Raw genomic sequence first — 25243 nt, forward strand, 5'->3', positions numbered from 1 at the left:
GGAGCGGATCGTCAAGGCGATCCGCAAGCGCTGGCCGTGGCTGAAGCATCTGTTCGCCGATGGCGCCTATGACCGCGGCAAGCTGATGAGTGCTGCTGCCTACCGTGACTTCGTCATCGAGGTGGTGCGCAAGCTGGCAGGCCAGCAAGGCTTCCAGGTCCTGCCACGCCGTTGGGTGGTGGAGAGAACCTTCGGTTGGATGACCCGCTGGCGCCGTCTGGTTCGCGACTACAAACGCCGCTGCGATGTCTCCGAAGCCATGATCCACGTCAGCATGGGCGCACTCCTCATCCGGCGCATCGCCCACCCATGAGCATTCTCAAACGGGCTCTCAGCAAGGGCGCGTCGCGACCTGAAGCGGCAATCCTGTTCACGAAAAGCTATTCAACAGCAGTCGTCCGAGATGCCCAACTGGGATCAAACCATCTCTAAAACATTGCTATGTCTACAATCACGGAAAGTTGATTATAAATCGAACGTTCTGCTATCGCGACGAGAGCTTAAGCAAACTAGACCTGTTTGGGAACTCCTGAGCGCCCTGGCCTGGGTAGATCGCCTAACAGCGGCCGCCTTTCCCGACAGTCTAGTAATGTGAGGGGAAGCAGGCTTGTCTTCTATCCGTCGAGGCGTGGCTTGGCTGGCAGCTGCCCAGGGCAGTCTTGTCGCCCTACAGCTTGTCGTGTCGATCCTTATCGCCCGGCTGCTCGGCCCCTATGACATGGGGATCTTTGCCGTTGCCCTCTCCATCGCCGGTATGTTGTCGGTCATCCGGTCTGTCGGACTCGGATCGTACATCGTCCGGGCATCGGCGATGACGGAGACAATGCTCGCCACGGTTTTCACGATCGGCCTGCTCCTCTCCGCATTTGTTGCAGTTGTCATCGCAGGGCTTGGCTTGCTCGGCGAAGCTGTACTCGAGGAGCCTGGTGTGAGGCACCTGCTTCTCCTCATGGCGGCTCCACCACTTATAAATGCCTTCGAGATTATTCCTGCGGCCGCGATCGAGCGGCGCGCCGACTTCCGTGCGGTCGCGGCTGTCAACATCGCGCGCTATAGCATCGCCAACATCGCGACCTTATGCCTCGCCTATGCAGGCCATGGCTATATGAGCCTCGGGTATGGGCAGGTCATCAGCGCCATCGTGGCGATGGCAATGAACAACATTCTTGGGCGCGAGTGGGTGCGCCTTCGTCTTGGGCTCCAAGAGTGGCGCGAGGTAACTCGGTACGGCATGCAGATGCTAACCCTCTCGCTCACCAGCAACCTTCAGGGACGGCTGGCCGAACTCATGCTCGGCAAAATCCTCGGTCTTACAGCTCTCGGCCTTTTCTCTCGCGCGTCGGGCCTCACGAGCATTCTGTGGGAGAATCTCCAGATTGTCCTTATTCGAGTGCTATTTGTCGACTTCGCTGAACAGAAGCGCCAGGGACAGTCACTGCGGCACAGCTACTTGCGTATCATGCGGATTTTGACAGGGTTCCTTTGGCCCGCCTTCACCGGTATCGCCATCATCGCCGGACCAATCGTCATCGTCCTGTTCGGAGATGATTGGTCGGAGATGATCGTGCTGCTGAGCATCTTAGCCGTCTCGGCAGCTCTCCTGGTGCCGATTATGATCAGCCACGACGTCTTCATCATCTCGGGAAAGACAGCGCGGCAGATGCATATCGAATTGTTCCGCGCACCACTTTCGCTTGCCCTCTTTATAGCTGGCTGCCTTATCAGCCTGCCGGCCGCCGCCGCCATGAAAGGGGTCGAGGCGGTCCTGACGGTCGCCCTCTACCGTTCGGACTTGGAACGCATGACGGACACACGTTGGAACGACTACGTCCGGATCTACGGCGAGAGCCTGCTCCTGACGGCAGCTGCGGGTATCCCCGCCGCGATCGTAATGGCGTTCCATGGTTGGTCCGCGCATACGCCGCTTCCGGTGGTCGTGGCGGGAGTCGGAGCCGGTGTCCTTGCTTGGGTCTGCACGCTTCGGCTCACGCGCCATCCGTTATTCGACGAGGGGCGGCGCCTGCTGTCCCGCCTACGCAGCCCGGCGTTACTGCCTTCACCTTAGAAGAAGCGAGCTATCCGGCCGGCCAGCACGTGAGCAAAGCCGGCCGAAGATAAGCGACTAACGGGACGGAGTTCGGCAGTCTCATGCTGGACCAGTGGGTTCATCTGAACGGAGTGGAGCCTGACCTTTCTAGGCCAGGAAAGCCTACGACAAGGCCCTACATTGAGGCGTGCAACAGCCACCTGCGGAGCGGCATGCCTTACCAGAGCCGGGGAGCAGACCACGGGCCACTAACTTGACGCTGCCATCCCTCCATTGGCGGTGAGCGAGCCAGGACACTCCCTAGCTTAACAATTTTTCATCGGAACAGCAGATCGAGCTTTCTCCGTAACGAAAACTGTGCTCTCTTCTTACACTTGTAAATGTTCAAAAAAGAGAAACTGAAGAATGCATCTTCAGAAACAAACAAATCCAGCGGATCACTTGGCCGGATGTGAAGACGGCAGTCTGCGAATGAGCGGCAGAAGCGAGGATCGGTTTTGCCGAAGCGCTTCCACCTCGAACGTCGCGTCTTTGGAGGTGCCTACCCGCCCCAGGCATCTTTGGCGCCGACTAATTGATCTCATTTCGGCACCCGGCAGGTCCCTACTTCGGTCTGGCGAACTGCTGCGGGATACCGAAACTGAGCAAGCTCACCAAGCCATACAGCGCCATGCTGCGACGCTCCCTAAGATCGCCTCGCCACGTGGTCTCCGGTCGCTCCTGCCGGAGCGGATGCCGCCGGTCAACCGAGACGTGCTGCCACCGTTCGTCGATGTGGAGCGCTGGTACCTCGGCGAGGTGCGGGCGGGGCGGCCTGCACGTCTGCACCCTTACGGCCCGGGTGCCTACACTATCATGATCGACGGTCGCGAGATGATATTTCCGAGCCGTCACGCTTATCAGGCATGGCAGGTCGCGCGCAGTTCAGAACCGCAGCGTCGGCTCTGGTCCTATCGCTGGTGGACGTTGATTCGCCGAAGGGTTTGACCGGGCAAACCGGCTGCAGCCAGATAAGATTGCAGGGCCGAGCGAACCAGGGCATACTGTCTTTTAATCTCTGTGCAGGCATCGGCAAGTTGTTCGCCGAGAAGACCAGTCCGATCGTGTGATCAGGAAGCCACTTGGGGACAGGTTTCCTGCCGCCAGTTTCGGATAGCCCTGGTCTGGTCATGCCGGTACTCGCCAGGCGTCATCAGGTGCCAACGAGGGCGGAAATGGCCTCAGTCATGTTGTGTGCCGACAGGAACTGCCAGGCCTGCTCAGGTGACTTTAGACGCGACACGTGGCGTTCTCGCCGCCGGTCGGCCGATGCGAGTTCTCCGCCCAGTTGTTCAGGTAGCGGCTGACCCGGTGACGGGTCTCAGGCAGAAGCTCGCGCTGCTATGCCAAAACTCTCCAGCGCGTTCGCGGCCAGCCGACATGGCTTGTATTTAGGGCTGGTGAGGAGCGTTTGATGAACGCTTGGCAGCATCCCATTCTACCTGCACGAGGATGCCGAGCACCACGCCGTGCTGGTACATCGCTCACCAAAGATAATGCACACACCGTTGATGCGCAGAAACACCTCATCGAGGTACTGGGTGTCGCCTGACCTCTGCCGACGCCGTCGCAGCTTGGGTGCAAACTGCGAGCTAATTCAGGACCTATTAGACCGTGGGGCCGATGGCCTTCGTCGGACAGCAGTATCCAAGGTGAGTAGCCAGCTCTGACGTCATCTTGTCAGCTTGCCTCATCTCGTGATCCCGGCGACCGCCCATCAACTTGCCGACGTCACCGGCGGCCCCAATGGAAAAGGGGGCGCAGTTGCAGGCGAAGGGCTCAGCTCGCCGATTCGTCACACCTGACCACGTGGGACGATGTTGAAGGTGGGATCTCTGGCGAAGTCGCTGGCCTGGGTGAAGGGTGCCCCGGAGCCGACGAGCCAGGCATAAGCCTGTTTGGCTTCCGCAGTGTCTAGCACATCGATGATGCCGGCCAGAGCCATGCGCGCGGTTTGCGCGTAGTTGCCTTCCGTGCGCTGCCATCCCTTGCCGTTGGACCAGTTCCGTGCCCGGGTTTCTCGTCCCATCTCGGCCCAGTTGCGGTAGGGCGCCGATTGCCCCTGCCCGGCATTGGCGATGATGTAGGCGACGCCGTCGCGGGGATTGAAGCCTTGGTTGCCGGACTGAAAGCGGCCGACCAGGAAGTTGCTCATCCAGGCCAGCACTGCTCGGGCCTGCGGGTTGCCCTTCCGTGCGGCGGCAGCAGCGGTCGAGGCCAGGAAGTCCTGCTGCCAGGGCCGCAATTCCGTCAGCGGCTCGTAGGGGCTCAGCACCCGGCCAAAGGCCTCGCCTTGCATTTCGCTCCATTGCGGCAGCTGCGCGGCCATCCAGGCCCAGTTGCGGTCCTCCTGCGCCGCGAAGCTGGTTCGGTGCGGGTCGCGATCGGGGCTGATCCAGGCCGCCTCGTGCAGCTGGCGCAGGGCCCAGGCCATGCCGCGAACCTGCTGGCCGCGCACGATATTGGCCTCGGCCCCGCCGCGCGGGTCTGGCCAGTGCGACATGATGTTCCAGGCGGCCTGGGCCTGCAGTTCGTCCAGAAAGGCGCGCCGACCGGTCAGCAGGAAGGGCACGAAACACAGGTCCGGCTGGTGCGCTCCCTCCGGCGTCCACCCACCCGCATCGGTGACGGGCTGGCTCAGCCCGCCTGGGGGCGGGCCGCCGCGCCCGTCTGTCCACAGGCGCGGCCAGTGGGCGACATTCAGCCAGCCGCTTGCGCCGGGCTGCGCGTCCCAATGGTGCCAGGGGATGGCACCGGCGGCCTCGGCCTGCCCGATGCAATATTCTGCCGCACGGCGGTCTCCAGTCATCAGCCACGCTGCTTGCGGCTGCGTGGTGGGGCCGATATCGCCCCGGCCACCGGTCATCGGCATGTCCTGCGTGATGCCGCGCGGGTTGAAAGGGCGGTTCCAGTTCGCTCCGCCAGCGGAGCGAGCATATCCCTCCAGCAAGGAAGCGTTGACACCAACCGGCAGGTTGTAACGTGCCACGGCGCCAGTGCTGGCAAGATAGGTGACGTTATGCCGGACCAGAGGCGGCACGGGCGCAGGACGCCGGTTGCTGGCAAGGCCAACGCGGCGACCAAATGCGGTGTACTGCGCTTGTCGCAGCTCAGGTAACTGCAGGATCTCTCTCCCGTCCAGCACCACCCTGAGGCCGTAAGCCACGGCCCCGCCACCCGGCTGCATGGACACGTCGTTGCGCATCCAGAGGTCGGCCCCGACCGTGCCGTCCTGGTGCCAGGCCACGTCCGCCACCAGCCGCAGCGACGTCACGCCGGACACGGCCCAGAGTGGCACCGGCAGGGTGAGTCGCGTCTGCCAAGCCAAGGGGCCGGCCTGCCATAGGTCGCGCTCCTCCGGCTTCTGCGCCTGCAGGAGTGCGATGAGGTCGACGCGCCAGGGCTCGCCGCCGCTCTGGGGCATGACCTCCAGCAGCAGCTGACGTGCAGCAAGGTCAGCGGGCAGCTGCGGATCTGCCGGCTGCTCTTCGCCGGTCGTGAACAGCACAATGCCGGATGAGCGGCCGGCAGGCAGCGCAAAGGACTGGGCAATGCTGACGATGGCAAAGCGGGCCGAGCCGTCCGGGTGTCGCGCCACAACGTCATGCTGTGTGGTTAGCACGCCGCCGTCGGCTCGGCGGGCCGCCAACCCTTGACCACGGGGCAGGTCACCGGGATGGAAGGCCTGTCCGAACACCGCCACAGTGCCCGCCGGCGCGCCAGAGCCCTCCAGCATCAGGCTGACAAGCTCGCCGGGACCTGGTGTTGGCAGAGGGGCGGCCGTGACTGCGCCGAAGGTTGTGCGGGGAAACAGGGCGCCGAGTCCTGCCAACGCACCGGCCCCAAGGGCAGTGCGGCGCGTCAAACCCGGCCCTTCCTGGTCAGAGGCACCCGCAGCAGCGATCGCCTTCTCGCCTATGCGCAAACCACCAGCATGGTTCATGGGCCGCTCGACGCCACAGTGGGGCTTGTCAGAGCCATGCCGAAGGTTCCAGTGCTGAACAGGTGCTCGATCATGTGGTCACCCAAGCTGCTCTTGAAGTGCCCGCCTTCCCAATAGTAACGGAGCTTGGTCGCGCGGTCTCCCGCGGCAGGGATGGCTTCGGCGGTCAGAGCGTGTGGTGCGCTGAAGTCAATCAGCCGCAGCCCTGCGCGTTGCGCTTCACGCGTGACGACGTCCTTCCATGCCTGGAACTCGTCCATGCGACCCATGCGGCTGATCAAGTCCAAGTAGCTCGCATGATAGGGCGGAATGACGAGGTGCAGCGTGATGCCGGCTTCCTTTGCGAACTGGATGGTACGGACCAGCGTGTTGAGCGGTCTGCTGCTGCTTTCCTGCAACGCGGCGCGCGGCGCGGTGCGCAACTCCCGCTCCAACTGCCGCAGCTTGTGCTGGAACAAGGTGTGGTAGCCGCTGACGGATGCAATTTCCGCATACTCAGCCAAGGGGTTGAACCCCTGTGCGGTGAGGGTTCGGCCGTCCTGGCTCCATTGGCTGGCCAGAGTGGCCAGGCTGTCCTGCAAGGCGCCCAGCGTCAGGGTGGCTTCCAGCTGGTCCCGTGCTGCAGCCAGCCAGGGGTGCCCAGCGCTACCCACTGGCTGCGTCAGGTTGGAGGAGGACGGGACCAGGAAGTCTGGGTAGTCCACTGATAGGATAGCGGCCTGTGGCGGGCAGCCGCCTGCGACGGCGCGGCGCAGCATGCCAAGGGAATAATCTGGCGCCGCACCCGCCGCAGCCGCGTTGAAAACGATGCCGGTGGAAGCAGGCCACGCCGGGCTTTCCGGGTCCAGGCCAGACTCGATGCGCGAATTGCCCAACAGAAGGGTGTCGGCGCAGGTGCGGTCCAGGAGGTGTTCTTTGGCCGACCAGGGGCGGTCCGCAGCCGCAGGGCGGCGCTGGTTGATGCCGGGTATGCCGGGCATGCCGAAGACATACCAAGGATCGACGAGGATGTTGATGCCGCCCACCAGGGTGGCGAGCAGCCCGGCGAATCCGAAGCCAGCGGCCAGATAGCGCAGCGGCGCCATGCTCAGAATTGCCAATACAGGAACTCCCCACCACGGGATATGGACATCAACCCGATCAACAGCAGCGCCGCCATCGCGAAGCTCCAGCGCCGAGACATCCGCCAGCGCAACCGGCTGCCGCGCTGCCGGACGTCCTCCAGCACGGGCGTGGCATCGGCCAGGATCTGCTGGGAATTGGGCAGGGCCACAGCGATCAGGCCCAGCAAGAGACACCAAAGCCACGTCGCGATGAAGCGCGAGCCGGAAGCGTCGGAACCGGTAAAGCCGAGGCTCTGGAGGATGGGCAGACGATCCAGCAGCCCCGCGGGCAGCGTCATCCCGTTGGCGCCTGCCATGCCGGCCAGCATCCGCTCCGCCGCCGCAAGATCCGGCGAGCGGAAGAAGACCCAGCCCACCGCCACAGCCACCATGGTCAGGGCCCAGCCACCGAGCTGCCCCGGGCACGACGTCAGCGCGCTGCGCAGGCGTGGATGAGACGATGTGAGCCGCAGCCAGACGTGGTTGATGATCAGGTAGCCACCGTGCAAGGCGCCCCAGGCGACGAAGGTCCAATTCGCGCCATGCCAAAGTCCACCGAGGATCATGGTCAGCATCAGATTAACATGACGGCGCAGCGTTCCCCGCCGGTTGCCGCCGAGCGGAACGTAGAGGTAGTCCCGCAGGAAGCGCGACAGGGTCATGTGCCAGCGCCGCCAGAACTCGATGATGCTGGTGGCCTGATAGGGGGAGGCAAAGTTGGCCGGGAAGCGCAGCCCAAAGCAGCGCGCCGTACCGATCGCCATGTCGGAATAGCCGGAAAAGTCGAAGTAGAGTTGCAGGCTGTAGGCCAGCACACCGCCCCAGGCCAGAAGGAGATCCGGCTGACCGCCTAGCGCGACCTCGTTGAACGCGTTGTTGGCGTAAGGTGCGATGGAGTCTGCGAGGAAGGCCTTTTTCGCCAAGCCAATGGAGAACAGGGTCAGACCCACGGCGAGGTCGCCGGAGCTCGCCCGGAACGGCTTTTCCTGCGGCATCTGCGGACCGATCTCGGAATACCGCAGCACCGGCCCGGCCACCAAGCGGGGAAAGAACACCACGAACAGCGTGTAGCGCGGCAGGCTGCGCTCCGCCGGACTACCGCGATGGATGTCCACCAGATAGGCCAGCTGTTCAAAGGTAAAGAAGCTGATGCCGAGCGGCAGCAGGATCTCCGGCAGGGGGAGCTGGATGCCGAAGGCGGCATTCAGGCTGGCCGTGGCGAAGGCAAGGTATTTGAAGCCAGCCAGGACGGCGAGGTTGGCGGCGACGCCCAGTGCCAAGATGGCGCCAGCGGCGCGGCCCTGGCCGGCCTCGAGCCGGATCTGAATATGCCGACCGGCCAGGTAGTTGGCAGTCGTGGATGCCAGCAACAGGGCGAGGTAGCGCACATCCCACAACGCATAAAACAGCAATGAGAAGAACAGCAGCGAGGACACGGCGCCGGCCGCCCCCTTGCGCGCGTTGGCGAAGTGAAAGACCGCCAGAGCCGCCGGGAGGAATAGCAGCACGAACCCGTAGGAATTGAAGATCATCGCGCAGGTCGCCGGTGGGTGGGGACATGGGCCAGCTTGGAGCGGCTCCGGCACAGGCGGTTCATGAGGATCTCCAGCAACTACTCCCTGCTTAGCTGCTGGTTGAAAAACCGATAGGCTTTCGAACCAAATGTGGCAATAACATTTTTGTGTAAATAACAGTCTCGATTGGCCGAATGTCTCAAAATTGGTTCGCAATCTGCTCTGTCGCTACGTCGTCAGGTCCAACTTACCCAGCCAGCCTCCCCAGCCAGGCCACATGTCGACGTTATTCTCTTTTTTGATGATTTATTGTCCGCTTACCGGTATTTGGAGGTAAGCAGGGTTGAGGTGCCGCCTTCTTGGATGCCGACCACTTCGCCCAGGAAAGTCGGCGGCAGGGCAGGCGAGGTGGAGAGCAGCAGGCTGCGACAGAGCACCAGCATGCCCAGAACAAAGCGCCCGTCCCGCCCGCTACCGAGACGGCTGAGTGCCATCACGCACTGCCGGCCATGACCGCTGTCGACCAAAGCAGCCCTTGCACTCTTGCCAGCCTGCGACGCTGCAGTAAGCCGAAGAGATGTTTGTTCGCCTCGAAAATGCTGCCGACGTGCAGCCGATCCGCTCCCTCGTGACGGCTGCCTTCCAGGACGCACCGCATAGCAGCGGCACGGAAGCCGACATTGTTGATGCCCTCCGGGCGGGCAGCGCCCTGACGCTTTCTCTTGTTGCGATCAAGGACGGCGTGGTCGTGGGATATGTCGCTTTCTCCCCGATCAGGATCTCCGGGAAGATGCCTGACTGGTTTGGCCTTGGCCCCGTGGCTGTCGAGCGCAGCCAGCGGAGGCAGGGTGTCGGTCGGCTCCTGACCGAGGACGGGTTGAACCGACTTCGGGCATCTGGGGCAGGCGGATGCGTCGTGTTGGGTGACCCGACCTACTACGCCCGCTTCGGCTTCGAACCGGACCCTGCCCTCATGCTTGCAGGCGTTCCGGCCGAATACTTTCAGCGCCTCTGCTTCCAGGGGGAGTAGCCGGTGGGTGAGGTCTTGTACCACCCCGCCTTTGGCTCAGCCTGACGCCCGCTTTCCACATCTCGGACATCCGCAGCGGCCTGATCTGCACGATAATCTCCGGCCTCGCGTGCGGAGGGGTGGGTCCAGCAGGAGTTGCCGCAATCCTGAGCTCTATCAGCGGCACAGCCGCTCGCAGGGCACGCCGTAACGGTCGTCATCCAGCCGGCTCAGCCCGCACTGGCGGAAGTAGAACTGCGCCTCGGCGCAGCTGCTCATCTGGGTGCAGGTGCGCTTGCTGCCGCAGCTCAGGCCGGCGGCACTGCTAGAGGGCGCCGTGGAACCTGTCCTTCCCGCAGCTGATGACTGCGAGGTCGCGGTGGCCCGGCCGCCGTTCCGCCGCCAGGTCCAGGGCGGCACCTGCTCACTGGCCGGCAAAGCCCAGAGGCCGCGCTTGGCCTGACGGGCTTCCGTCTCCAGCGGCGGCAGCGCCGGGTCCCGGTTGTACTGCCGGTAGACCCAGGCGGCGCCGCGGCGCACCAGCTCGGCGTTGACGTCGAGCGCTTCGTCACCTGCAAGCTCACCCGCTGAGAAAGCTTACAAATCCCGACTGGCTGATGCGGCTGGCCATGGCGTTTCTGATGCACAACCACAATGAGTGTGCAAGGGAACCCTGATGACACCGCCTGGCCTGCAAAGCCTCACCATGGAGCTGGACGCGTGTTTGCAGATCATCGGCAAGGTCATCACGGACGGCAAACGGGACAGCAAGATCGGCGCCTTGAGCATGATGGCGTTCGTCGTCAGGCGGTTCCCACCCGGAGACATGCGCGACGCCGCCGAGGATATCCTCTGCTCCTACATCGCTGAGGTGAAACCCAGCCCTGACGAGTTGGAGCAGATCCGGCGGGTCCGGATGGGCTATTGAGGCCTGTGCCGCAAGCCGGCAGCACAAGCATGCATTCCGCTGTGAAGTGCGCAGCGGTGCCCACGATCAGCGTTTTCTGCCACGAGGCCGCTGCCGCATCTCTTCTGCCAGGGCCTTGGTTGATTTTATCGCGAGGGCTTCTCGGAGGCGGCGCATCAGATCCTCCGCCTGATCCAGGGTGGCTGGTAAGCCCTCCCCTAATCCAGCCTGATGATCGGTGATCCACTTGTCCAAGATCCTGAGCCAGTTGGACGCGGCAGTTCGATGCCCAAGCTTGGCTTGATCGATCACCTGTTCAATCTGCTTTATGGGCATTGCAACGCTCAAGTTAACGCCTGCTGCCAATATCGCGTGCAGTGCAAGCTGTCACGGCCGATAAGTCTCGCTCGGCATGCTCACCTCGCCAGCGGGCGGCTGGCTGCCGCAATTGTTGCCTAGTTCCGAGTTCGACCCATTGCCGACTAAGTTTTTGGACCTTTGGGTAAAGTACGAAGATATTCCGCTATTGCTTCGACTGTTCGCTGCGAGGCCTGGTGGAGCTCCAGCCTCATACCGAGGCCCATGTGCTCAGAAGCTATCTCATCCAAGTAGGCCACTGCGTCTGAAACTGATTGGCCATTCTGTAGAAGCCTGACGACGTGGAGCACATAACTGTCGTACTCGTCAGCAGCGTCCTCCTGCCAGGCATTCGGGTCAATTTGGCGCAGGCCTATTGGGTCCCAATTGTCCCAGCCAATTTGGCGGATGCGGTGATAATCGATGTTCGACTTCGGGCCCATCTATGAAGCATCGTCGGAGCTACGTCCGCTGTCCACCCATCTGCGACATCCGCCGCGGCCAGAGCCGCACGATAACCTTCCCATCCGGTGTCACATGGTTGGTTGAGCGCCAAATGCCGCAGTTCCAGCCATGGCCTGGGCCGGTCGAAAATGCAAGATGCTAGGATTATGCGCTCGAGCGCTATAGGGACATACGCCCCGCCTCCTCGTCGCGAACGGCCGCGAGCAGCCGATTCTCCACCTCCGGCCATGGTCGGGTGAGGTCCACCGTCTCAACCCGGATGAGGTGACCTTGCACTTCCATCCTCTCCGACAGGTGCCAAGCCGCCGCAGGGTAGAGGAGGATGCCAGTGGCGTAGCGGTGCGCGGCCGAGAACTCCTCCTGAGAGCGGAGGTAGGCGTAGATCTGGTAGAGATGGCTGCTGTCGAGCCTGTGCTCGCCGAAGCGGTTGGCGACAAGGCTCGCGGCTGTAAACTTCGTGTCGAGCAACACAATTCGGCCAGTCGAGACCTCTTGTAGGACGAGGTCGGCCTGCATCGTCGGTAGGAGAGGCGGGGTGCCCGAGGTAGGCCACGCGAGAACCTTTTGCGACTGCACGTGCCAGCCGGATAGGCGCGCCCGAAGGAAGGTCGCGACAAACCGCTCAAAGACGGCATGGAGGGTAAGAGTGTCGCGGTTGATCCCGAGACTGCCCGCCCCGCCCGCCTCGGTCGGCATCTGCCGCCGCAACACGAGTTCGCAGATCGCGAGCATGAGGCGGTAGTCGCCGTCGTTGCGCCCAGTTGTCTCGCGTGCCGCCACCCCCGGGCGGGGAGAGACGGGAGTGATCTCGTCGAGGTCACGGACCAGCCGCCGGAGCCGCTGGCGCAGCGCCGCCGCGTGCCCCGGCAAAGGGCCGAATTCACCGGCCTTGGCAAGGCGGTCGAGGACCGCGCGGATTGTCCGGTTCCGCGGGATATCCGCAGTGAAGGCGTGGAAGCGGCAATAAGCCTTTCCACGCTCAAACTCGAGAGTCTTGAGGCTCTGTGCGAAGTCGATGCGCCCGCGGATGCCGCGGATGGAGGCAGCCTCCACATCGTAGCCCCGACCAAGACCGACCCGCAGGCGCTGCTCGACGAGGCGGAGGAGGACGGATGCGAGCAGCGCATCGAGGCTCGGTGCCGCCTCGGCCTCGCGCTGCCACCGCTCCACCGCCGCAGCCTCGCCCCACGCGTAAAGGAGCATGTGCCACACGTTGCGGATAGGGATGCCTGACAGCGTTGTGGCCCCTATCTCCACGTGATCTTCCGAGCTTAGCACCGAGGGATCGATCACAGGGCCAGCAGCGCTCGGTGAGCCTCCTGCGCGCGTCCGCGGTTATCAGACCAGTACTCCTCCAGCAACGGTGCGATTTCGGTTTCAACTATGCCCTCGAACCAGGCGCGGTCGAGGCCGGAGAAGTCCCGGCCTTTCGGGCAGAAGAAGCTGTGGCCGACCTCGTAGTGGTCGCCGAGGAGTGGGTCGGCAGAGATCACCTTGTTCAGTGTGGCCATGCGCTCAACGATACGCTCGACGAGGGCAAGGTCCATCCCCCGCTCGGTGAGCCAGTCGCGGAAATTGTCGCTCCGGTAGGCAGGGCGAAGCGTGAGGAAGCTGAAGCGGCGGCGTAGCGCGAAGTCCACCATGGCGAGTGACCGGTCGGCGAGGTTCATCATGCCGATCACGTGGAGCCGCGGCGGGACGTGGAAGCGCTCTTCCTCCTTGTCGTGCTGATAGACGAGCGGCACGCCGAAGTCGGGCCCCCGCTTGTCGGCCTCGAGCAGCATGAGCAACTCACCGAAGATGGCAGCGAGGTTGCCGCGGTTGATCTCATCAATGATGAAGACATAGTCGCGGTCTGGATCCTTCGCCGCGCGCTGGCAGAAGCGGTGGAAAACCCCGTCTTGCAGAGCAAAGGTGCCAGCCTTACCCGACACAGGGCGGTAGCCCCGTACGAAATCCTCGTATGCGTAGGAGGGGTGGAACTGCACAGTTTCGACCCGCGCCGGATCCTCCTCCTGCATCAGCGCGTAGGCGAGGCGACGGGCGACAAAGGTCTTGCCGACCCCAGGTGGTCCCTGAAGGATTAGGTTCTTTTTCGAGCGAAGCCGGTCAAGGGCGCGCGCAAGGTCCTCTTGGGGAACAAAGACTCCCTCCGCGACCATGTCCTCCAGAGCGTAGGGCCGCAGCGTGGGTCCGTGTGGCGCCGGCTCGTCATCTCCTGCCGGGCTGTCCGGCACGACAGGGTCGGGTACGGCATCTTCATTCCCAGATCGTTGCCGGAACCACTCATAGTCCTGGGGCACCCCGCGGAAGGCGAAGTCGATGAGGCGACGGGTGTACTCCTCGGCCTGTTGCCCTCGGCGGAGACGCCATGCCGTCCGTCTAGACGTGTAGAAGTACCACCTGCCGGGCGGCGACTGGTCCTCCCACTCCACTTCAACGACCCGGCCGTCGCCGCGGTTCTTCACTACTGTCCCAACCGCTTTAACTTCCATGCAAGCGACCGTACGGCCACCAGCGTCGAAGGGCAGGCCCGATTTCTGCGAGAAGGCGGCTTTAATCGCGATGCGGTCGCCGACCGCCATGCTCCGGACCTCGTCGAGGTACTTGTCCGTGTAGCCGTTCTCCCAAATCCCCTCCTGCCGGAACCGCGCGGTCTGATCCGGAGGATCGCTGCCGTCCCAGAAGGCGCCCACCATCCAGTAGGTCGGTTCAGTCGAGGGGTGTGCCGACTCTACGGCAGGCGGCGCGCCTCCTTCCTCGGTTGAGCGTCGCCATGCAGCGAGGGATAGGTCAGGAAAGCTCGCGAAGCGGGAGGCTGCGCGGGTGAGGATGTCGCGGTATCCCTGGAAGGAAAGGCCACCCCGCGGCAGATCCTCGCCCAAGTAGGCGCGGTTCGTCGAGTCGAGGTTGAGGAAAACGCGCGGGCGGATCCAGAAGAGGCCCATCGTCAAGTTGATGTTCACGCCGCGGACCGCGAGCGCTGCGTCGAAGCTCTCAGCGAAGGCAGGGTCCTCTAACGGCGACTGCCCTAGCGCCAAACGGAAGGTGCGCCAGAGCGCCGGCACGTCGGTCGGCTTCCGCTCGTCGGCGTAGGAGAAGAACCAGGACCGCTGGTTGTTCAGCACAGGAATGCCGTCAAAATCGGAGGGAGGTGGGACGGCGGTGCCGAGCAAGCGGCCCATCTCTATAACGATGAGGAGGCGTTGCTCGTGTCGCAGCGTTCGGTTGCACGCACCAAGGAAGGTGAAGGGATCGATCTCGCGTAGTGGTACGCGTGCCCCGGTAACGTCGCGGTCACTCACTGGCGTTGCGGGCAGCTCCGCGCCTCGAAGGCGCTCGAGGAAGGCGACCAGCTCTGGTTGGCGGTCCTCCCAGTCTAGGAGACGGTGCGCTAGGTCTTCATAGAAGGGAATCCAGGTGAAACTCAACGCAGCTGCTCCATGGGCTCTGGTGCACGCCCCATTTCCGCCAGATTCGAGACGGAGCGCAAGTGCCCGGCAGCGGGTGCGCCACATGGCGATCCGGCGCCGTCGGGGGTAGGCCGCTTCTAGCTTGTCGCCGCCTGCTCAACTTGAGCCATACGGAGTGCGGACGACCACGTCCGCTTTTGGAGAGGCGACTTCGTGAAGAAAATGGCCGGTGTGAGGGCGAAGCCTCCGCTAGGTCGTCTTCCGAAGTTGTAGTTCAGAACTGGCATATGAGGATAAAGCTGCCAAGCATATCAGACGTCAGCGTACGCTTTGCGCGCTGGTGGCGATCGTGCGCTGGTCCTGCCGCGCCTCGTAGGTCACGCCGCGCCGCGTCGCCCAGAAGTTGACGAGCTGGTACAGCTGGATCGCCGCCACATCCTCGGCCACAATCTTCTGGCCCTGGATGAGCAGGGCCTCGCGTGCCGCATCATCCATGGTGGACTGCGCCCGGGTGATCAGCGCGTCCAGTTGCGGATTGGAATAGCCGCCCCAGTTCGCCGGCCCTGCGCCGGTCTTGCTGTCCATGGTGATGAAGAGGTTGTTCAGCACATAGCCTGCCTCGCCCGTGCTGACGCCCCAGCTGAAGAACGGCATCAGGTACTCGTGCTTGGCGCCACGCCCGAGATACACCGAGGCCGGCACGGCATTGACCTCGGTTCGCACGCCGATGCGGGTCCACATCTGCGCAATGGCCTGCGCGACGGTGCGGAAATCCGGCCGGTCGGCGAAGGCACTCAGCGTCAGGCGGAAGCCACTGGGAAAGCCTGCCTCCGCGAGCAGCGCCTTGGCGCGCGCCTGATCAAAGGCCGGAATGCCGATTTCAGACGTATAGGAATAGGCGCCCGGCCACATGAACTGCCCCGCGGCCTGGGCGGTCCCTTCCAGCACCCGCTCGGCAAGGCTCTTGCGGTCGATGCCCAGCGACAAGGCCTGCCGCACCCGCAGGTCCTTCAGCGGGTTCCGCGCCAGCGGCTGCCCATCGTTGTCGGCGGCCTCGGCGGAATCGCCTTCCGTGATGACATTGGGCAGCAGCATGATGGAGCGGTTGCCCGGCGCGGAGACCACGCGGAAGCGCTCGTCCCGGCGCAGGCGCGGCAGGTCGTTGCGGCTGGGCGCGTCGATCATGTCGACATCACCGGCCAGGAGGGCGGCACTGCGCGTACCCTCATTCGCGATGAAGCGCATCTCCACCCGGTCCCATTCCGGCTTCTCGCCCCAATAAGCGGGATTGCGCTCCATCACCGCATGGTCGTTGCGGGTAAAGGAGACCAAGCGGAATGGGCCGGTGCCGGCAGCGACGGCGGCGTTGTCGAAGTCACCGCTGTCCTTGCCCTCCACCGTTTGCTTGGCGACGATGGAGAGGGCGCTCAGGTTCGCCGGCAGGATCGGCGAGGGTTGCTTGGTGGTGATGCGGACCGTCCACGGCCCCGCCACCTCGATGCTGGCGATGTCACGGGTGAACGGCGCGTAGCCAAGCGGGCTGTTGGGGATGTTGGCGGAACGCGTGAGGGAGAAGACCACGTCTTCCGGTGTCAGCGGCCGACCGTCGGACCAGGTCACGCCCTCTCGCAGGGTGAACTCCCAGACCGTGTCGCTCACCAGCTTCCACTCGGTGGCGAGGCCGGGCGCCAGGGACATATCGCCCTTCTGTTCGACCAGCCGGTTGAAGAGGTGCAGGGCGAGGTTCCGATCACCGATGCCATTGTAGAAGTGGGGATCGACCGAGAGCGGGAAAGCGCTGACGCCGATCCTGAGATCGGCGGCCTGCGCGGCAGACGCCGCCGCACCGAAGACCAGCACGGCCGCAGCAATACGCCAGTTCGCACCCATCGTCTTGTTCCCTTCCCCGCAGTCAGATCAGGCGGTCAGCCTGGCCAAGTGCCTCAACGGACAAATGGCCGAGGCCATGATAGCAGGCGTCAGGATACAACTGGTGCAAGCCAGCGTTAACCAGACCAGGCGCCAGATCCGGGAAGCGGACACTCAAGGACGACCCTCCCCTCCCCTGCACAGCCTGGCCACCCGGTGATCCACAGCTCTGTCCCCGCGATCTGGGGACAAGTTCCTGGCCGGTGGTGGCGGGCAGCGGGTCCTCAATGCAGCGCCAGATCCTCCAGGTAGGCGTCGAGCGGGTAGAAGCGGCTGGCCACCGCCTGCAACTCGCGGCTGGCATGCGACCAGTAGAGCAGCGTCACCTCGAAGCCGTCGGCCACCAGCTGCCGCACCATCGGTTCGTAGTCACCGTCGCCCGCCACCAAGGTGATGCGGTCCCTGCCCGGATGCCCCAGCAGGTAGGCATCGCGGCAGATGCGGGTGACCACGCCGGTGTCGACCCGCTTCTCGCGGCCGGAGGCGGCGCGTTCCACCACCCGCACCTCGAAGCCGGCCGCCTCGGCATGCGGCCACAATCCCTCATTGCCGTCGGTGACCGAGCCGAACACCGTGGCGTGTACCGGCTCCTCCAGCTCGCGCAGCAGCGCCATCAGGCGGTGGAAGTCGAGCCGGTAGCCAAAGTCGATGGGCCCCTGTTGGTTGACCTCGGCCAGGCTGCGGGCCCAGCCGCGGGCGAGAGCGCTGACCTTCTGCGCCTCGATGAACAGGTTGCTGCAGTCAATGTAGGCCAGGTGCACGGAGACGCCTTGCTGCGGTGGGTCTGATGGTTCTCTTGGTGAGACTAGCTTGGCGGATTCATGGCGAGAACCGGCGTGGGCTCTTGCCGCTCCACGCGCAGAGCGGCTGTGGTCGTGAACGGTGGTGAGAATGCCCCCTTCCCTCGCCTCATCAACGCTCCTCAGCGTGCGGCTGAACCACCCCACACCGCACCTGCCGACCAGTGGGACGTCGCACCAGGAAGGTTAATACCGGCAAGGATGGTCCGACCGGCTCTTGCATCCACAGGCAGTCGGCGCACAGGAAGCTGGCATGACTGACCAGCAGACACCCGGCGCGCCGTGGCCGCCGGCCAGCGGCCTGCCCTCGCGCGACCGGATGAAGCCGGCCGAGAGCCTGCGATGGGGCGAGACACCGTTCGATGACCTGGGCCGGGCCGAGCTCCTCCGGCTGGTGCAGGCCTATCACCTGGCGCTGGCCAGCGCCGACAGTGCGCTGCGGCAGGTCTGCCTTCAGGATCCGGCAAACCCGTTCTGGGAGGCCGATGGCCAGGGTCGCCGCGCCATGGCACGCGCTGACACCCTCAAAACTTTGGTGGATGGAGACAGCGCCGAGGCCCGGATGCACATCGACCGGCAGTTCTACCGTGCCGCCGCGGGGCTGCTGTTCCCGTCACTGGCTGATCCCTTTCACGACTGGGGCGTGAACGACAAGGGCGAGTGGTGTGCGCCCAACCCTGGTCCGGACTGGGGCTACCGCCCTGTGGAGTGGCAGGATCTGCTGCCGGAGAGTGGAGCGCCCAAGTGACAGGCCAGCCCATGACGCGCAGCCCAAAGCAGATCCGCGAAGCGGCAACCTTGGCGCTGAAGCAAGGACGCCTGCATCCCGACCACTGGGCTGAGGTGGACGACCTGCTGCTGGACGAACGGCTGTCTGAGGCGGCCGAGCTTCTGGCCCAGCACGTCACCGTTGAGCCCGCCTACCCTGCCGTGCCTGGGCCACGGGAGCTTGCCTATGCTTGACCAGCAAAACGGCCTTCGGCAGACCAGAGTAAGATAGGGGCATATCCCCCTATCTTCTGCTTTCTGCCTATCCCCTTATCCGGTAGCTGGATATCCGCATGTGGTGTTCAAGCAGTTGACCGTGCCGCGCCTGGGCTGCGGGAACTCGCCTTGTGCCTGACCGGCAAGCGACCGACGACAACCTGATGTAAGATATGGGGATATCCCCCTATCATTTGCTTTGCCCCTACCCGGATATGCCGAAAGGCTGCTATCGACATAGGCGGGTAGGGGAATATGGGGAAATGGGTTCTATCCTGACTATCGCATCCGGTAAGGGCGGGTGCGCAAAGACGACCACCACGAAAGTGCTGGCAGCCAGCATGGCAGCTGCGGGTTATCGAGTCGCAGTGGTTGATGCCGACCGCAACCAATCGTTCGCTTCATGGGTCAAGGAGGCTTACGAGGGGCCGGCCTTCACCACCTGCAGCGAGGTGGATCACGTCCGGGTCGTGGACGTAGCTGGTGAGCTCGCTGATGCCCATGACATCGTTCTGGTCGATACGGCCGGCTTCGAGAACCTCACAGCGGCATCCGCTATCGGCATGGCCGATCACGTCCTCATTCCATGCATGCCCGACCGCGACAACATCCGCGAAGCACTGCGGACTGCTCAGCAGGTCACCAGCTTAAGCAAGGCGGCTAGACGGGCTATACCCTATAGCGTGCTACCAACCCGCTGGAAGGCTAACGGCTTGGTGGAGCGTGCCACTCTGGAGAACCTACAAGCTGAGAAACTGCCGGTGCTTGACCACGCTCTGGCCGACCTGACCGACTTCATCAAGCTCAGCTTCAGCGGATCGGTACCACTCCGTGGGAAGGTGGCACAGCAAGTCTCCGCGTTGATTGCCGAGCTAGCCGGGAAGGGGGCTATACCACCTATGCCCAATAGCCCCGATAGCCCCGATAGCGGCAAAGAAGGGGCAGCGGCATGAGCGCCTTCAAGCCGAAGCGCATCTCGGGCGCTGAGCTCGCCGCACAACTGGCGCCTGCCACCGCATCTCTGCCACCTGTCGTTGCTCCTGCGCCCACAGTCGTCCCGCAGCCCGTGCCCGCCCTGCGGGAACGGCCAGCCGCCGTTGTCCAGGTCAACTTCAAGGCCAGCGAAGAATTTGCAGATCTGATCGCGGAAGCGGCAGAGAAGGCAGGGAGCACACGCCGCCTCTTTGCCCGTCTCATGCGCGACGCGGGCTATCCTGTGCCAGAGGCCGATGTGAACCCACCTGATAACCGCCGACGAGCTCGACGCGATATATAAAGATAGGGGGATATACCCTATAGGCGGGGTAGGGGCATACTCAGCATACCACAGGTGGTGACCAAGATGACGTCATACCCAGTTTGGACTTTGCTGACGCCTCTCTCGGATTCGTCCACAGGTGGATCCGAAGGGAGCTTGGACTTTGCTGACGCACCTTTGGACTTCACTGACAAATGGCGAGTTATCCCCTGGACTCTACTGACGAATCTAATAGTTAGAATCTAATAACCTCGAATAGCTCGTGTCAGTAAAGTCCAAGGGGGGCAGAAGCGCAGCCTTGAGCCATAGTGTGCCCATGGGTGATGTTCATAGCCGCATAGCCAAGCACGGGATCGAAGGGGCCCGCGCCATGGCTGCCACGAAAGGCGAGCGCCAAGTCGTTGATGCAGCCGCAGCCATCATGGCTGAGGAAGAATCTCGGTTAGGCATTACCCATGCAGGCTTTGCCATGACGAGCCTGCCTCACAAGCGCATTGAAGAGCCGGTCTGGCGACGGTCTGCGTCTCAGACCACGTTGCTCGTGGCCTCTGGCCATGACGAACAGGGCAAGCCAATCGGCGTGCCATATGGGTCCATTGCCCGCCTGATCTTGCTCTATCTGCAGACGGAAGCCATTCGCACAGGCTGCGCCGAGGTCGAGCTCGGCCGGAGCATGAACGCTTGGCTATCACGAATGTCGATTCCGGTTGGCGGCCGCACCTACCAACTGGTAGCTGAACAGGCCCGCCGGATCTCCGCCTGCCGTCTGACATTCTACTTCGATAGGCCAGGCGCTCGGCAATTCGAAAACGGGGCATTCGTCGCCGGCGGCATCTCCTTGGCCGGGCTCTCCGATCCAGAACAGGCGAACCTCTGGCAGGAGAAGGTTCGCTTGGACGAGGGCTTCTTGCGCTCTCTCCGTGAGCACCCCGTGCCGGTCAGAGAAGAGGCCATCCGGGTCATTGGCACCCGCTCCATGGCCATCGACATCTACATCTGGCTCGCCTACCGGCTGCACTCGCTGACGCGGCCGACACCCATCAGCTGGCTGTCCTTGCACACGCAATTTGGTGGCGGGTTCAAGCATGTGCGGCAGATGAAGCCGACCTTTACGGAGGCTCTAAACCTAGCCGTTGCAGTCTACCCCGAGGCTAGGGTCGAGATCGATGGGGACGGCATGGTGCTGCACCCGTCTCGTCCAGCAATACCAAAGCTTGGACTCTCCTGACGCTTGGACTTTACTGACGCCTATCGCCGGCTTGGCAGATTTGCGGCTTCGGCAGCGCTTGCCGATCCAGTCAGTAGTCGTAGTGACCCATGGCCGTGCCGTGCAGCAGGTGGCTTAGCATCAGCAACATGTTGTAGTGCCCAAGGACCGCATGGTGTCCCCGCAGTACTTCAAGATCCGCCATTCGCCCTCCGAACGTAAGGTGCCGCTTGTGGTGCGGTATGAGGTCAGCCGTGCCAGTCAGGTAGCGCAGGGCAGGGGAGGGGAGGGGAGAGGCGCAAGGAATGCGGCGATCCCGCCACAAGCTTAAGTAATAACACGATAAGCCGAAGATTTCAGTGACTCCACCGGAACAGGGCTTGCTCTAGAAGCCCGGACAGCTTTCTGTTACGTTATCAGATCTATTTGGGCGCCAGGGCTTTCGGACATACTGACGCCCCGGACCGCTCACCGGAGGACGCCTTGGTGCCGAGCCAGACTGTCCCGAATCCCCGGATGATCTCCGCCGCCGGTCTCCGGAGGAACGTCGTATTGGGCAACCTGTTCCTCATCGGCGTGACCATGCTCTTCTTCATCGTCGCGCCGATCCTCGGCTTCCCAGGCGGGCACCAGTTCAGCTTCGACCTGTCTCAGATCGCCCTTCCGGTATTTGTTGGTTATCTCAGCTTTGCGGCGGTCTTCGCGGCCGGATCGGTCCCGGCCCAGCCGCTCGATCCGGAACGCGGCGCACTCCTTGGCCTGCTCGCCTATGGAAGCATGGGGCTGTACTTCGTCATGGCGATGGCATCCTGCATCGTCTTCTGGATTACCCAGCGAGGCGACGGTCCCGCCCTGGAACCTGGTCTGCTGAAGACGTTGCTCACCGTATCGCTGAGCCTATGCACGGGCGTCTGCAATCACGTCATCGCCCGGCTCTTCCCGCAAGGTTCCAAGCCCGGAGGAAAGACATGAGGCTGCTGGCAATCCTCACCCTCTGCGCTGGCTTGTGCAGTGGTCTGGGACAAACCGCTGCACAGGAGAGCAGCCGGACACTGGTTCTGGATACCAGCCCGAGCAAGCGCTCCTTCGAAGCCATCGTCGCCGCGTGGACATCCCGGGCAGACAGGCTCTCGCCAGCGGTCCTCCGCCGCCGGATCACCGAGTTGTACGAGTTCGACGCCCGCGACGCCGTCACCCTATCTGGCAGGCTTCGGTCGGCATCAGTCGCCTGCAATTTTCCCGGCGCTGGCCAATGCCGGACCGCCGTCGAGAGTTCCCTGGTCGACCTGAAGGTGGCCCAGAGCCCCTACCGGCGCGTGACAGCGACGGAAGCTACCTTCCTGTACGGCGATTGGCTCCGGTCCCTGAATGATGTCTATGTGCCGATAGCGGGGGTCATCCGGATTCCTTATCTCGTCTACAACCGCCCAGGACCGGTCCCCGGCGAACGGGCGCCGGGGAGCTTTACCAGGCTGGGCCTTGCGCTGGTCCCGACAAGCGAGGTTCAGAACGGAGACACGGCCTTCAACGCCATCCTGGACCTTGTCCGGTCTGGCGAGATCTTCCAATGCCGACGGGCGCAGGGGGTCTGCCACCAGCTCTGGACGTTGAAGTCGGCCGATCAGGGGCAGACGGACAGCGACCTCTATGCCGTCTGCAAGCTGGCCTGGTCGGGGACAGTCACGGGCGAGATCCCGTTCGACTGCGTGCCCATCGCCTCGAGGGAAGGGGACGGGCGGAGGGTCCTCGGCATTCTGGAATATCTCGAACCATATGAGCAGGGCGGCACCGATCTGGTTGGCGCGATCAGCTTCGAGAAGAGCCTATCCGAGCGCGACCTACGGGAGATCATCTCGGCCGCGGCTGCGGCGATCGAAATGCCTCCGCCGAGTGGCGAGATGAGCGCCAGACGGCTCTTCACCAAGAGCCCAGCCGCCCGGGCGCCGGGAAGCTCCGTCTGGACGAAAAGGGAACTCCTCATCACCTACCGCAAGTCCCTTGGCGAAGAGGAGTGGTACGTCGACCTGCACATGTCCACCGCCTTCGGCCTCTTCCAGGGTTCCTCCCATCTCCGCTACGGAGAGGAAGAGGAGGACCGGCGCGAGGCCGAACGCTTCCTCCAAAAGATGCGCCAGATTTGCCAAGCGAGGCAGGTTGAGACCCGGTGCCGGGTTATCACCTAGACCAGATGCCATGCATCATTGTGGCAAGCCCACGTCTGCCTCGGCACGATCACGATAAGCGCGAGTTATCGTGCTCAGGGGCTTGGATAGGCCTTGGCGTGAACCCTGATTGTCTCCACAATCTGTGCATGCCCCGAAAGCTGCGGCGGAACACGGGCGCGGAAGAGGCCGCCATTCAGCGCGGTATCGCGCAGGACCCGGACAACCCGGAATGGACGGAGGAGATGTTTGCCCGCGCCCGGCCGGCGGCCGAGGTGCTGGGGCCGCAGATGGTGAAGGCCTTCCAGAGGGCGCGCGTCCTGCCCGAGAAGCGGATGCGCGGCCCACAGAAGGCACCTACGAAAGTGGCCATCAACCTGCGGCTGGACGCGGATCTGGTGGCGGCGCTGCGGGCCACTGGCCCGGGTTGGCAGGGCCGCGTCAATGCCATGCTGCGCAAGGCCGTGCTGGGCTGAACCGGAGAAGGCAAGAGGATGCCGAACAAGGCACGCTACTGGCGGGAGCGCTGCAACGCGGCGCTGCGCCAGGCCGAGGCGAACCCGGACATGGACGCAGGAGCGGTTCGGTGCTCCGCCCGAGGTGAGCCAGGGAGCGGCAGGAGGATGCGTGCTCTGCCTGGAAGCGGTGAGAATGTTCTCCGCCATCCTGGGTGCGACGGCAGGGGATCTGGTGCTGACATTGCTCGCCGATGGCGGTGTGCATGTCACGGGCGCGCTGTGCCGCGGCCTCGGACCATTGTTGGACATAGAGGCCATGGTGCAGGGCTTCACCGCCAAAGGACGTTTGGCGGGCTATCTGGAGACGGTGCCGATTGACCGGGTCACGCGGCCTCATACAGGGTTGCTCGGTGCGGCCCTGTATCGGGCCGGGTAGGGGCGCCGCTCCGCCGCATTCAGGCAGCCTGTTTCGCGTCAGCAGGATGATCGCGTGGCTCCGGCGAACCGCGAGGCAAGGGGCAGAGGTGGCCGACATAGAACCAGGTCTCCCTATCTGGCGCGGTGGGAAGCGCTGACAGCCCGGCCGATCAGCTTGCTCAATTCACGCAGCCAGAGCACCGAGCTTGCGACGGCGACGCAACTCAGCCAATCGGAGACCTCTAAAAACCTCGCTGTTGAGGCGCTGATCTGATTCACTCGCCCTGGTCAGCGGAGGTGGCAGGAATGGCGGCTCAGCCCGGCTTCTTCGATGTCGAGGAGCGGTATGCGGCGCTCTCCGCAGCGGGCGATCCGCTGGAGCGGCTTGCAGCGGTGGTCGACTTCGAGATTTTCCGCCCGGTGCTGGATGCGGCGCTGGCGCGGTCGGATCGCAGCCGCGGCGGGCGTCCGCCCTATGACGCGGTGCTGATGTTCCGCGTCCTGGTGCTGCAGGCGCTCTACAGCCTCTCGGATGAGCAAGCCGAATTCCAGCTGCGCGACCGGCTGTCCTTCATGCGCTTCGCGGGCCTTGCTCTGCACCAGGCGGTGCCCGACGCCAAGACTATCTGGCTCTATCGCGAGCAGCTCAAGCAGGCCGGTGCTATCGAGGGCCTGTTCCGCCACTTTGATGAGGTGCTCGCCAACAAGGGCTATCTTGCCATGGGCGGACAGATCATCGACGCCACCCTGATCGCCGCACCGCGCCAGAAGCTCACCATCGAGGAGAAGGCCCTCATTCGGGAGGGCGGCACGCCGGAGGGTTGGTCCCGGGCCAAGCGGTCGCAGAAGGACCGCGATGCGCGCTGGACGCTCAAGCGCGGCAGGACCAAGCCCAAACCAGAAGGCCATCAGCGCCAGGCCATTCAGATCGCGGTGCCGGTCTTCGGCTACAAGAGCCACATCGGCATCGACCGGCGGCACGGGCTGATCCGCCGCTGGACAGTCACCGATGCCGCGCAGCATGACAGCCGCAGCTTTGCTGGCCTGCTCGATCCTGGGAACACCGCCAGCCGCGTTTGGGCCGACACCGCCTACCGCACCAAGCGCAATCTGGAGGTCCTGGAGCGCCGCGGCCTGAGCGAACGCCTCCAGTTCCGCAGGCCACCGCGGCGCGGGCTTTCCGAGCAACAAGCCAAGGCCAATGCCGCGCGTGCGCGGATACGCTCGGGCA

At 63.7% G+C, this 25243-nt stretch carries 25 protein-coding genes and 1 pseudogene; 15 read left to right on the top strand and 11 right to left on the bottom strand.

What is annotated here, in order from left to right; all coding sequences use genetic code 11:
* The 3 genes from IBL25_RS26595 to IBL25_RS12335 form a co-directional block, all read left to right on the top strand.
* Positions 1 to 313: transposase (locus IBL25_RS26595; RefSeq protein WP_194433696.1), on the top strand; the 313-nt coding region annotated here is incomplete at its 5' end.
* Between the two features lie 294 nt (positions 314 to 607).
* Complete coding sequence (locus IBL25_RS12330) at positions 608 to 2065, top strand: oligosaccharide flippase family protein (protein WP_187778845.1); 1458 nt, start codon at positions 608 to 610, stop codon at positions 2063 to 2065.
* A gap of 714 nt (positions 2066 to 2779) precedes the next feature.
* On the top strand, positions 2780 to 3034 hold the full coding sequence (locus tag IBL25_RS12335; protein WP_187778846.1) for a hypothetical protein: 255 nt from the start codon (positions 2780 to 2782) through the stop codon (positions 3032 to 3034).
* Positions 3035 to 3881: 847 nt separating this feature from the next.
* Here IBL25_RS12335 and IBL25_RS12340 read toward each other — a convergent pair.
* The 4 genes from IBL25_RS12340 to IBL25_RS12355 all read right to left on the bottom strand — a co-directional run bounded on the left by IBL25_RS12340 (position 3882) and on the right by IBL25_RS12355 (position 9140).
* Positions 3882 to 5951, bottom strand: coding sequence for a hypothetical protein (locus tag IBL25_RS12340; RefSeq protein ID WP_187778847.1), 2070 nt, complete (start codon positions 5949 to 5951; stop codon positions 3882 to 3884).
* A 74-nt stretch (positions 5952 to 6025) separates the two neighbouring features.
* A complete protein-coding gene (locus IBL25_RS12345) occupies positions 6026 to 7114 on the bottom strand; it encodes a hypothetical protein (RefSeq protein ID WP_187778848.1) in 1089 nt (362 codons plus the stop codon).
* Positions 7115 to 7116: 2 nt separating this feature from the next.
* Complete coding sequence (locus IBL25_RS12350; protein WP_187778849.1) at positions 7117 to 8664, bottom strand: MBOAT family O-acyltransferase; 1548 nt, start codon at positions 8662 to 8664, stop codon at positions 7117 to 7119.
* Between the two features lie 299 nt (positions 8665 to 8963).
* On the bottom strand, positions 8964 to 9140 hold the full coding sequence (locus IBL25_RS12355; RefSeq protein ID WP_187778850.1) for a hypothetical protein: 177 nt from the start codon (positions 9138 to 9140) through the stop codon (positions 8964 to 8966).
* 83 nt (positions 9141 to 9223) lie between these two features.
* On the opposite strand from IBL25_RS12355, the gene IBL25_RS12360 reads away from it, so the two are divergent.
* On the top strand, positions 9224 to 9676 hold the full coding sequence (locus IBL25_RS12360) for a GNAT family N-acetyltransferase (protein WP_187778851.1): 453 nt from the start codon (positions 9224 to 9226) through the stop codon (positions 9674 to 9676).
* Between the two features lie 156 nt (positions 9677 to 9832).
* On the opposite strand, the gene IBL25_RS26910 is transcribed toward IBL25_RS12360, so the two are convergent.
* Together IBL25_RS26910 and IBL25_RS27295 are read right to left on the bottom strand one after the other, a co-directional pair.
* On the bottom strand, positions 9833 to 10075 hold the full coding sequence (locus IBL25_RS26910) for an excalibur calcium-binding domain-containing protein (protein ID WP_321210456.1): 243 nt from the start codon (positions 10073 to 10075) through the stop codon (positions 9833 to 9835).
* Positions 10076 to 10105: 30 nt separating this feature from the next.
* Positions 10106 to 10207 (bottom strand): annotated as a pseudogene (locus IBL25_RS27295) (thermonuclease family protein); the annotation flags it as partial.
* A 124-nt stretch (positions 10208 to 10331) separates the two neighbouring features.
* Here IBL25_RS27295 and IBL25_RS12370 point away from each other — a divergent pair.
* Positions 10332 to 10583, top strand: a complete 252-nt coding sequence (locus tag IBL25_RS12370; protein WP_187778853.1) for a hypothetical protein — start codon at positions 10332 to 10334, stop codon at positions 10581 to 10583.
* A 66-nt stretch (positions 10584 to 10649) separates the two neighbouring features.
* Here the strand turns inward: IBL25_RS12370 and IBL25_RS12375 are convergent, their stop codons facing one another.
* The 5 genes from IBL25_RS12375 to IBL25_RS12395 form a co-directional block, all read right to left on the bottom strand.
* Complete coding sequence (locus tag IBL25_RS12375) at positions 10650 to 10910, bottom strand: hypothetical protein (protein ID WP_187778854.1); 261 nt, start codon at positions 10908 to 10910, stop codon at positions 10650 to 10652.
* A gap of 633 nt (positions 10911 to 11543) precedes the next feature.
* Positions 11544 to 12677, bottom strand: coding sequence for a 5-methylcytosine restriction system specificity protein McrC (locus IBL25_RS12380; RefSeq protein WP_187778855.1), 1134 nt, complete (start codon positions 12675 to 12677; stop codon positions 11544 to 11546).
* Positions 12674 to 14815 carry an AAA family ATPase gene (locus IBL25_RS12385; RefSeq protein WP_202986763.1) on the bottom strand — a complete coding sequence of 714 codons (2142 nt, stop codon included), beginning with the start codon at positions 14813 to 14815 and terminating at the stop codon, positions 12674 to 12676. Before IBL25_RS12385 ends, IBL25_RS12380 begins: the two co-directional genes overlap by 4 nt.
* Before the next feature lie 300 nt (positions 14816 to 15115).
* Positions 15116 to 16687 (bottom strand): ABC transporter substrate-binding protein, encoded by a 1572-nt coding sequence (locus tag IBL25_RS12390; RefSeq protein WP_187778856.1) that lies wholly within the window; start codon positions 16685 to 16687, stop codon positions 15116 to 15118.
* 263 nt (positions 16688 to 16950) lie between these two features.
* A complete protein-coding gene (locus tag IBL25_RS12395) occupies positions 16951 to 17487 on the bottom strand; it encodes an NYN domain-containing protein (RefSeq protein WP_187778857.1) in 537 nt (178 codons plus the stop codon).
* Between the two features lie 292 nt (positions 17488 to 17779).
* Between IBL25_RS12395 and IBL25_RS12400 the strand changes: the two genes are divergently transcribed.
* The 10 genes from IBL25_RS12400 to IBL25_RS12445 all read left to right on the top strand — a co-directional run.
* Positions 17780 to 18274 carry a hypothetical protein gene (locus tag IBL25_RS12400; protein ID WP_187778858.1) on the top strand — a complete coding sequence of 165 codons (495 nt, stop codon included), beginning with the start codon at positions 17780 to 17782 and terminating at the stop codon, positions 18272 to 18274.
* A gap of 11 nt (positions 18275 to 18285) precedes the next feature.
* Entirely contained in the window at positions 18286 to 18489 is a 204-nt protein-coding gene (locus IBL25_RS12405; protein WP_187778859.1) for a hypothetical protein, read from the top strand.
* A gap of 284 nt (positions 18490 to 18773) precedes the next feature.
* On the top strand, positions 18774 to 19463 hold the full coding sequence (locus IBL25_RS12410; protein WP_187778860.1) for a ParA family protein: 690 nt from the start codon (positions 18774 to 18776) through the stop codon (positions 19461 to 19463).
* Positions 19460 to 19786: a hypothetical protein gene (locus tag IBL25_RS12415; protein ID WP_187778861.1), complete on the top strand. Its 327-nt coding sequence runs from the start codon at positions 19460 to 19462 to the stop codon at positions 19784 to 19786. Before IBL25_RS12410 ends, IBL25_RS12415 begins: the two co-directional genes overlap by 4 nt.
* Before the next feature lie 280 nt (positions 19787 to 20066).
* Positions 20067 to 20996: a replication protein RepA gene (locus IBL25_RS12420; RefSeq protein WP_456315865.1), complete on the top strand. Its 930-nt coding sequence runs from the start codon at positions 20067 to 20069 to the stop codon at positions 20994 to 20996.
* A 531-nt stretch (positions 20997 to 21527) separates the two neighbouring features.
* Entirely contained in the window at positions 21528 to 21947 is a 420-nt protein-coding gene (locus IBL25_RS12425) for a hypothetical protein (protein ID WP_187778862.1), read from the top strand.
* Positions 21944 to 23158 carry a hypothetical protein gene (locus IBL25_RS12430; protein WP_187778863.1) on the top strand — a complete coding sequence of 405 codons (1215 nt, stop codon included), beginning with the start codon at positions 21944 to 21946 and terminating at the stop codon, positions 23156 to 23158. Before IBL25_RS12425 ends, IBL25_RS12430 begins: the two co-directional genes overlap by 4 nt.
* Positions 23159 to 23286: 128 nt before the next feature.
* Positions 23287 to 23613 carry a BrnA antitoxin family protein gene (locus IBL25_RS12435; protein ID WP_187778864.1) on the top strand — a complete coding sequence of 109 codons (327 nt, stop codon included), beginning with the start codon at positions 23287 to 23289 and terminating at the stop codon, positions 23611 to 23613.
* On the top strand, positions 23582 to 24031 hold the full coding sequence (locus tag IBL25_RS12440; RefSeq protein ID WP_187778865.1) for a glucokinase: 450 nt from the start codon (positions 23582 to 23584) through the stop codon (positions 24029 to 24031). The genes IBL25_RS12435 and IBL25_RS12440 overlap by 32 nt, the downstream gene beginning before the upstream one ends.
* A gap of 287 nt (positions 24032 to 24318) precedes the next feature.
* The coding region (locus IBL25_RS12445) for an IS5 family transposase (RefSeq protein ID WP_187778866.1) at positions 24319 to 25243 on the top strand (925 nt) is incomplete at its 3' end.

The sequence above is a fragment of the Pseudoroseomonas ludipueritiae genome (genome assembly GCF_014490445.1).
Lineage (GTDB): Bacteria > Pseudomonadota > Alphaproteobacteria > Acetobacterales > Acetobacteraceae > Pseudoroseomonas > Pseudoroseomonas ludipueritiae.

Excerpts from the sequence above, each read along its gene's own strand:
- IBL25_RS12335 (WP_187778846.1), top strand. The coding sequence starts at position 2,780 with ATGCCGCCGGTCAACCGAGACGTGCTGCCACCGTTCGTCGATGTGGAG.
- IBL25_RS12345 (WP_187778848.1), bottom strand. The coding sequence starts at position 7,114 with ATGGCGCCGCTGCGCTATCTGGCCGCTGGCTTCGGATTCGCCGGGCTG.
- IBL25_RS12350 (WP_187778849.1), bottom strand. The coding sequence starts at position 8,664 with ATGATCTTCAATTCCTACGGGTTCGTGCTGCTATTCCTCCCGGCGGCT.
- IBL25_RS12355 (WP_187778850.1), bottom strand. The coding sequence starts at position 9,140 with ATGGCACTCAGCCGTCTCGGTAGCGGGCGGGACGGGCGCTTTGTTCTG.
- IBL25_RS12360 (WP_187778851.1), top strand. The coding sequence starts at position 9,224 with ATGTTTGTTCGCCTCGAAAATGCTGCCGACGTGCAGCCGATCCGCTCC.
- IBL25_RS12370 (WP_187778853.1), top strand. The coding sequence starts at position 10,332 with ATGACACCGCCTGGCCTGCAAAGCCTCACCATGGAGCTGGACGCGTGT.
- IBL25_RS12390 (WP_187778856.1), bottom strand. The coding sequence starts at position 16,687 with ATGGGTGCGAACTGGCGTATTGCTGCGGCCGTGCTGGTCTTCGGTGCG.
- IBL25_RS12400 (WP_187778858.1), top strand. The coding sequence starts at position 17,780 with ATGACTGACCAGCAGACACCCGGCGCGCCGTGGCCGCCGGCCAGCGGC.
- IBL25_RS12405 (WP_187778859.1), top strand. The coding sequence starts at position 18,286 with ATGACGCGCAGCCCAAAGCAGATCCGCGAAGCGGCAACCTTGGCGCTG.
- IBL25_RS12410 (WP_187778860.1), top strand. The coding sequence starts at position 18,774 with ATGGGTTCTATCCTGACTATCGCATCCGGTAAGGGCGGGTGCGCAAAG.
- IBL25_RS12415 (WP_187778861.1), top strand. The coding sequence starts at position 19,460 with ATGAGCGCCTTCAAGCCGAAGCGCATCTCGGGCGCTGAGCTCGCCGCA.
- IBL25_RS12430 (WP_187778863.1), top strand. The coding sequence starts at position 21,944 with ATGAGGCTGCTGGCAATCCTCACCCTCTGCGCTGGCTTGTGCAGTGGT.
- IBL25_RS12435 (WP_187778864.1), top strand. The coding sequence starts at position 23,287 with ATGCCCCGAAAGCTGCGGCGGAACACGGGCGCGGAAGAGGCCGCCATT.
- IBL25_RS12440 (WP_187778865.1), top strand. The coding sequence starts at position 23,582 with ATGCCATGCTGCGCAAGGCCGTGCTGGGCTGAACCGGAGAAGGCAAGA.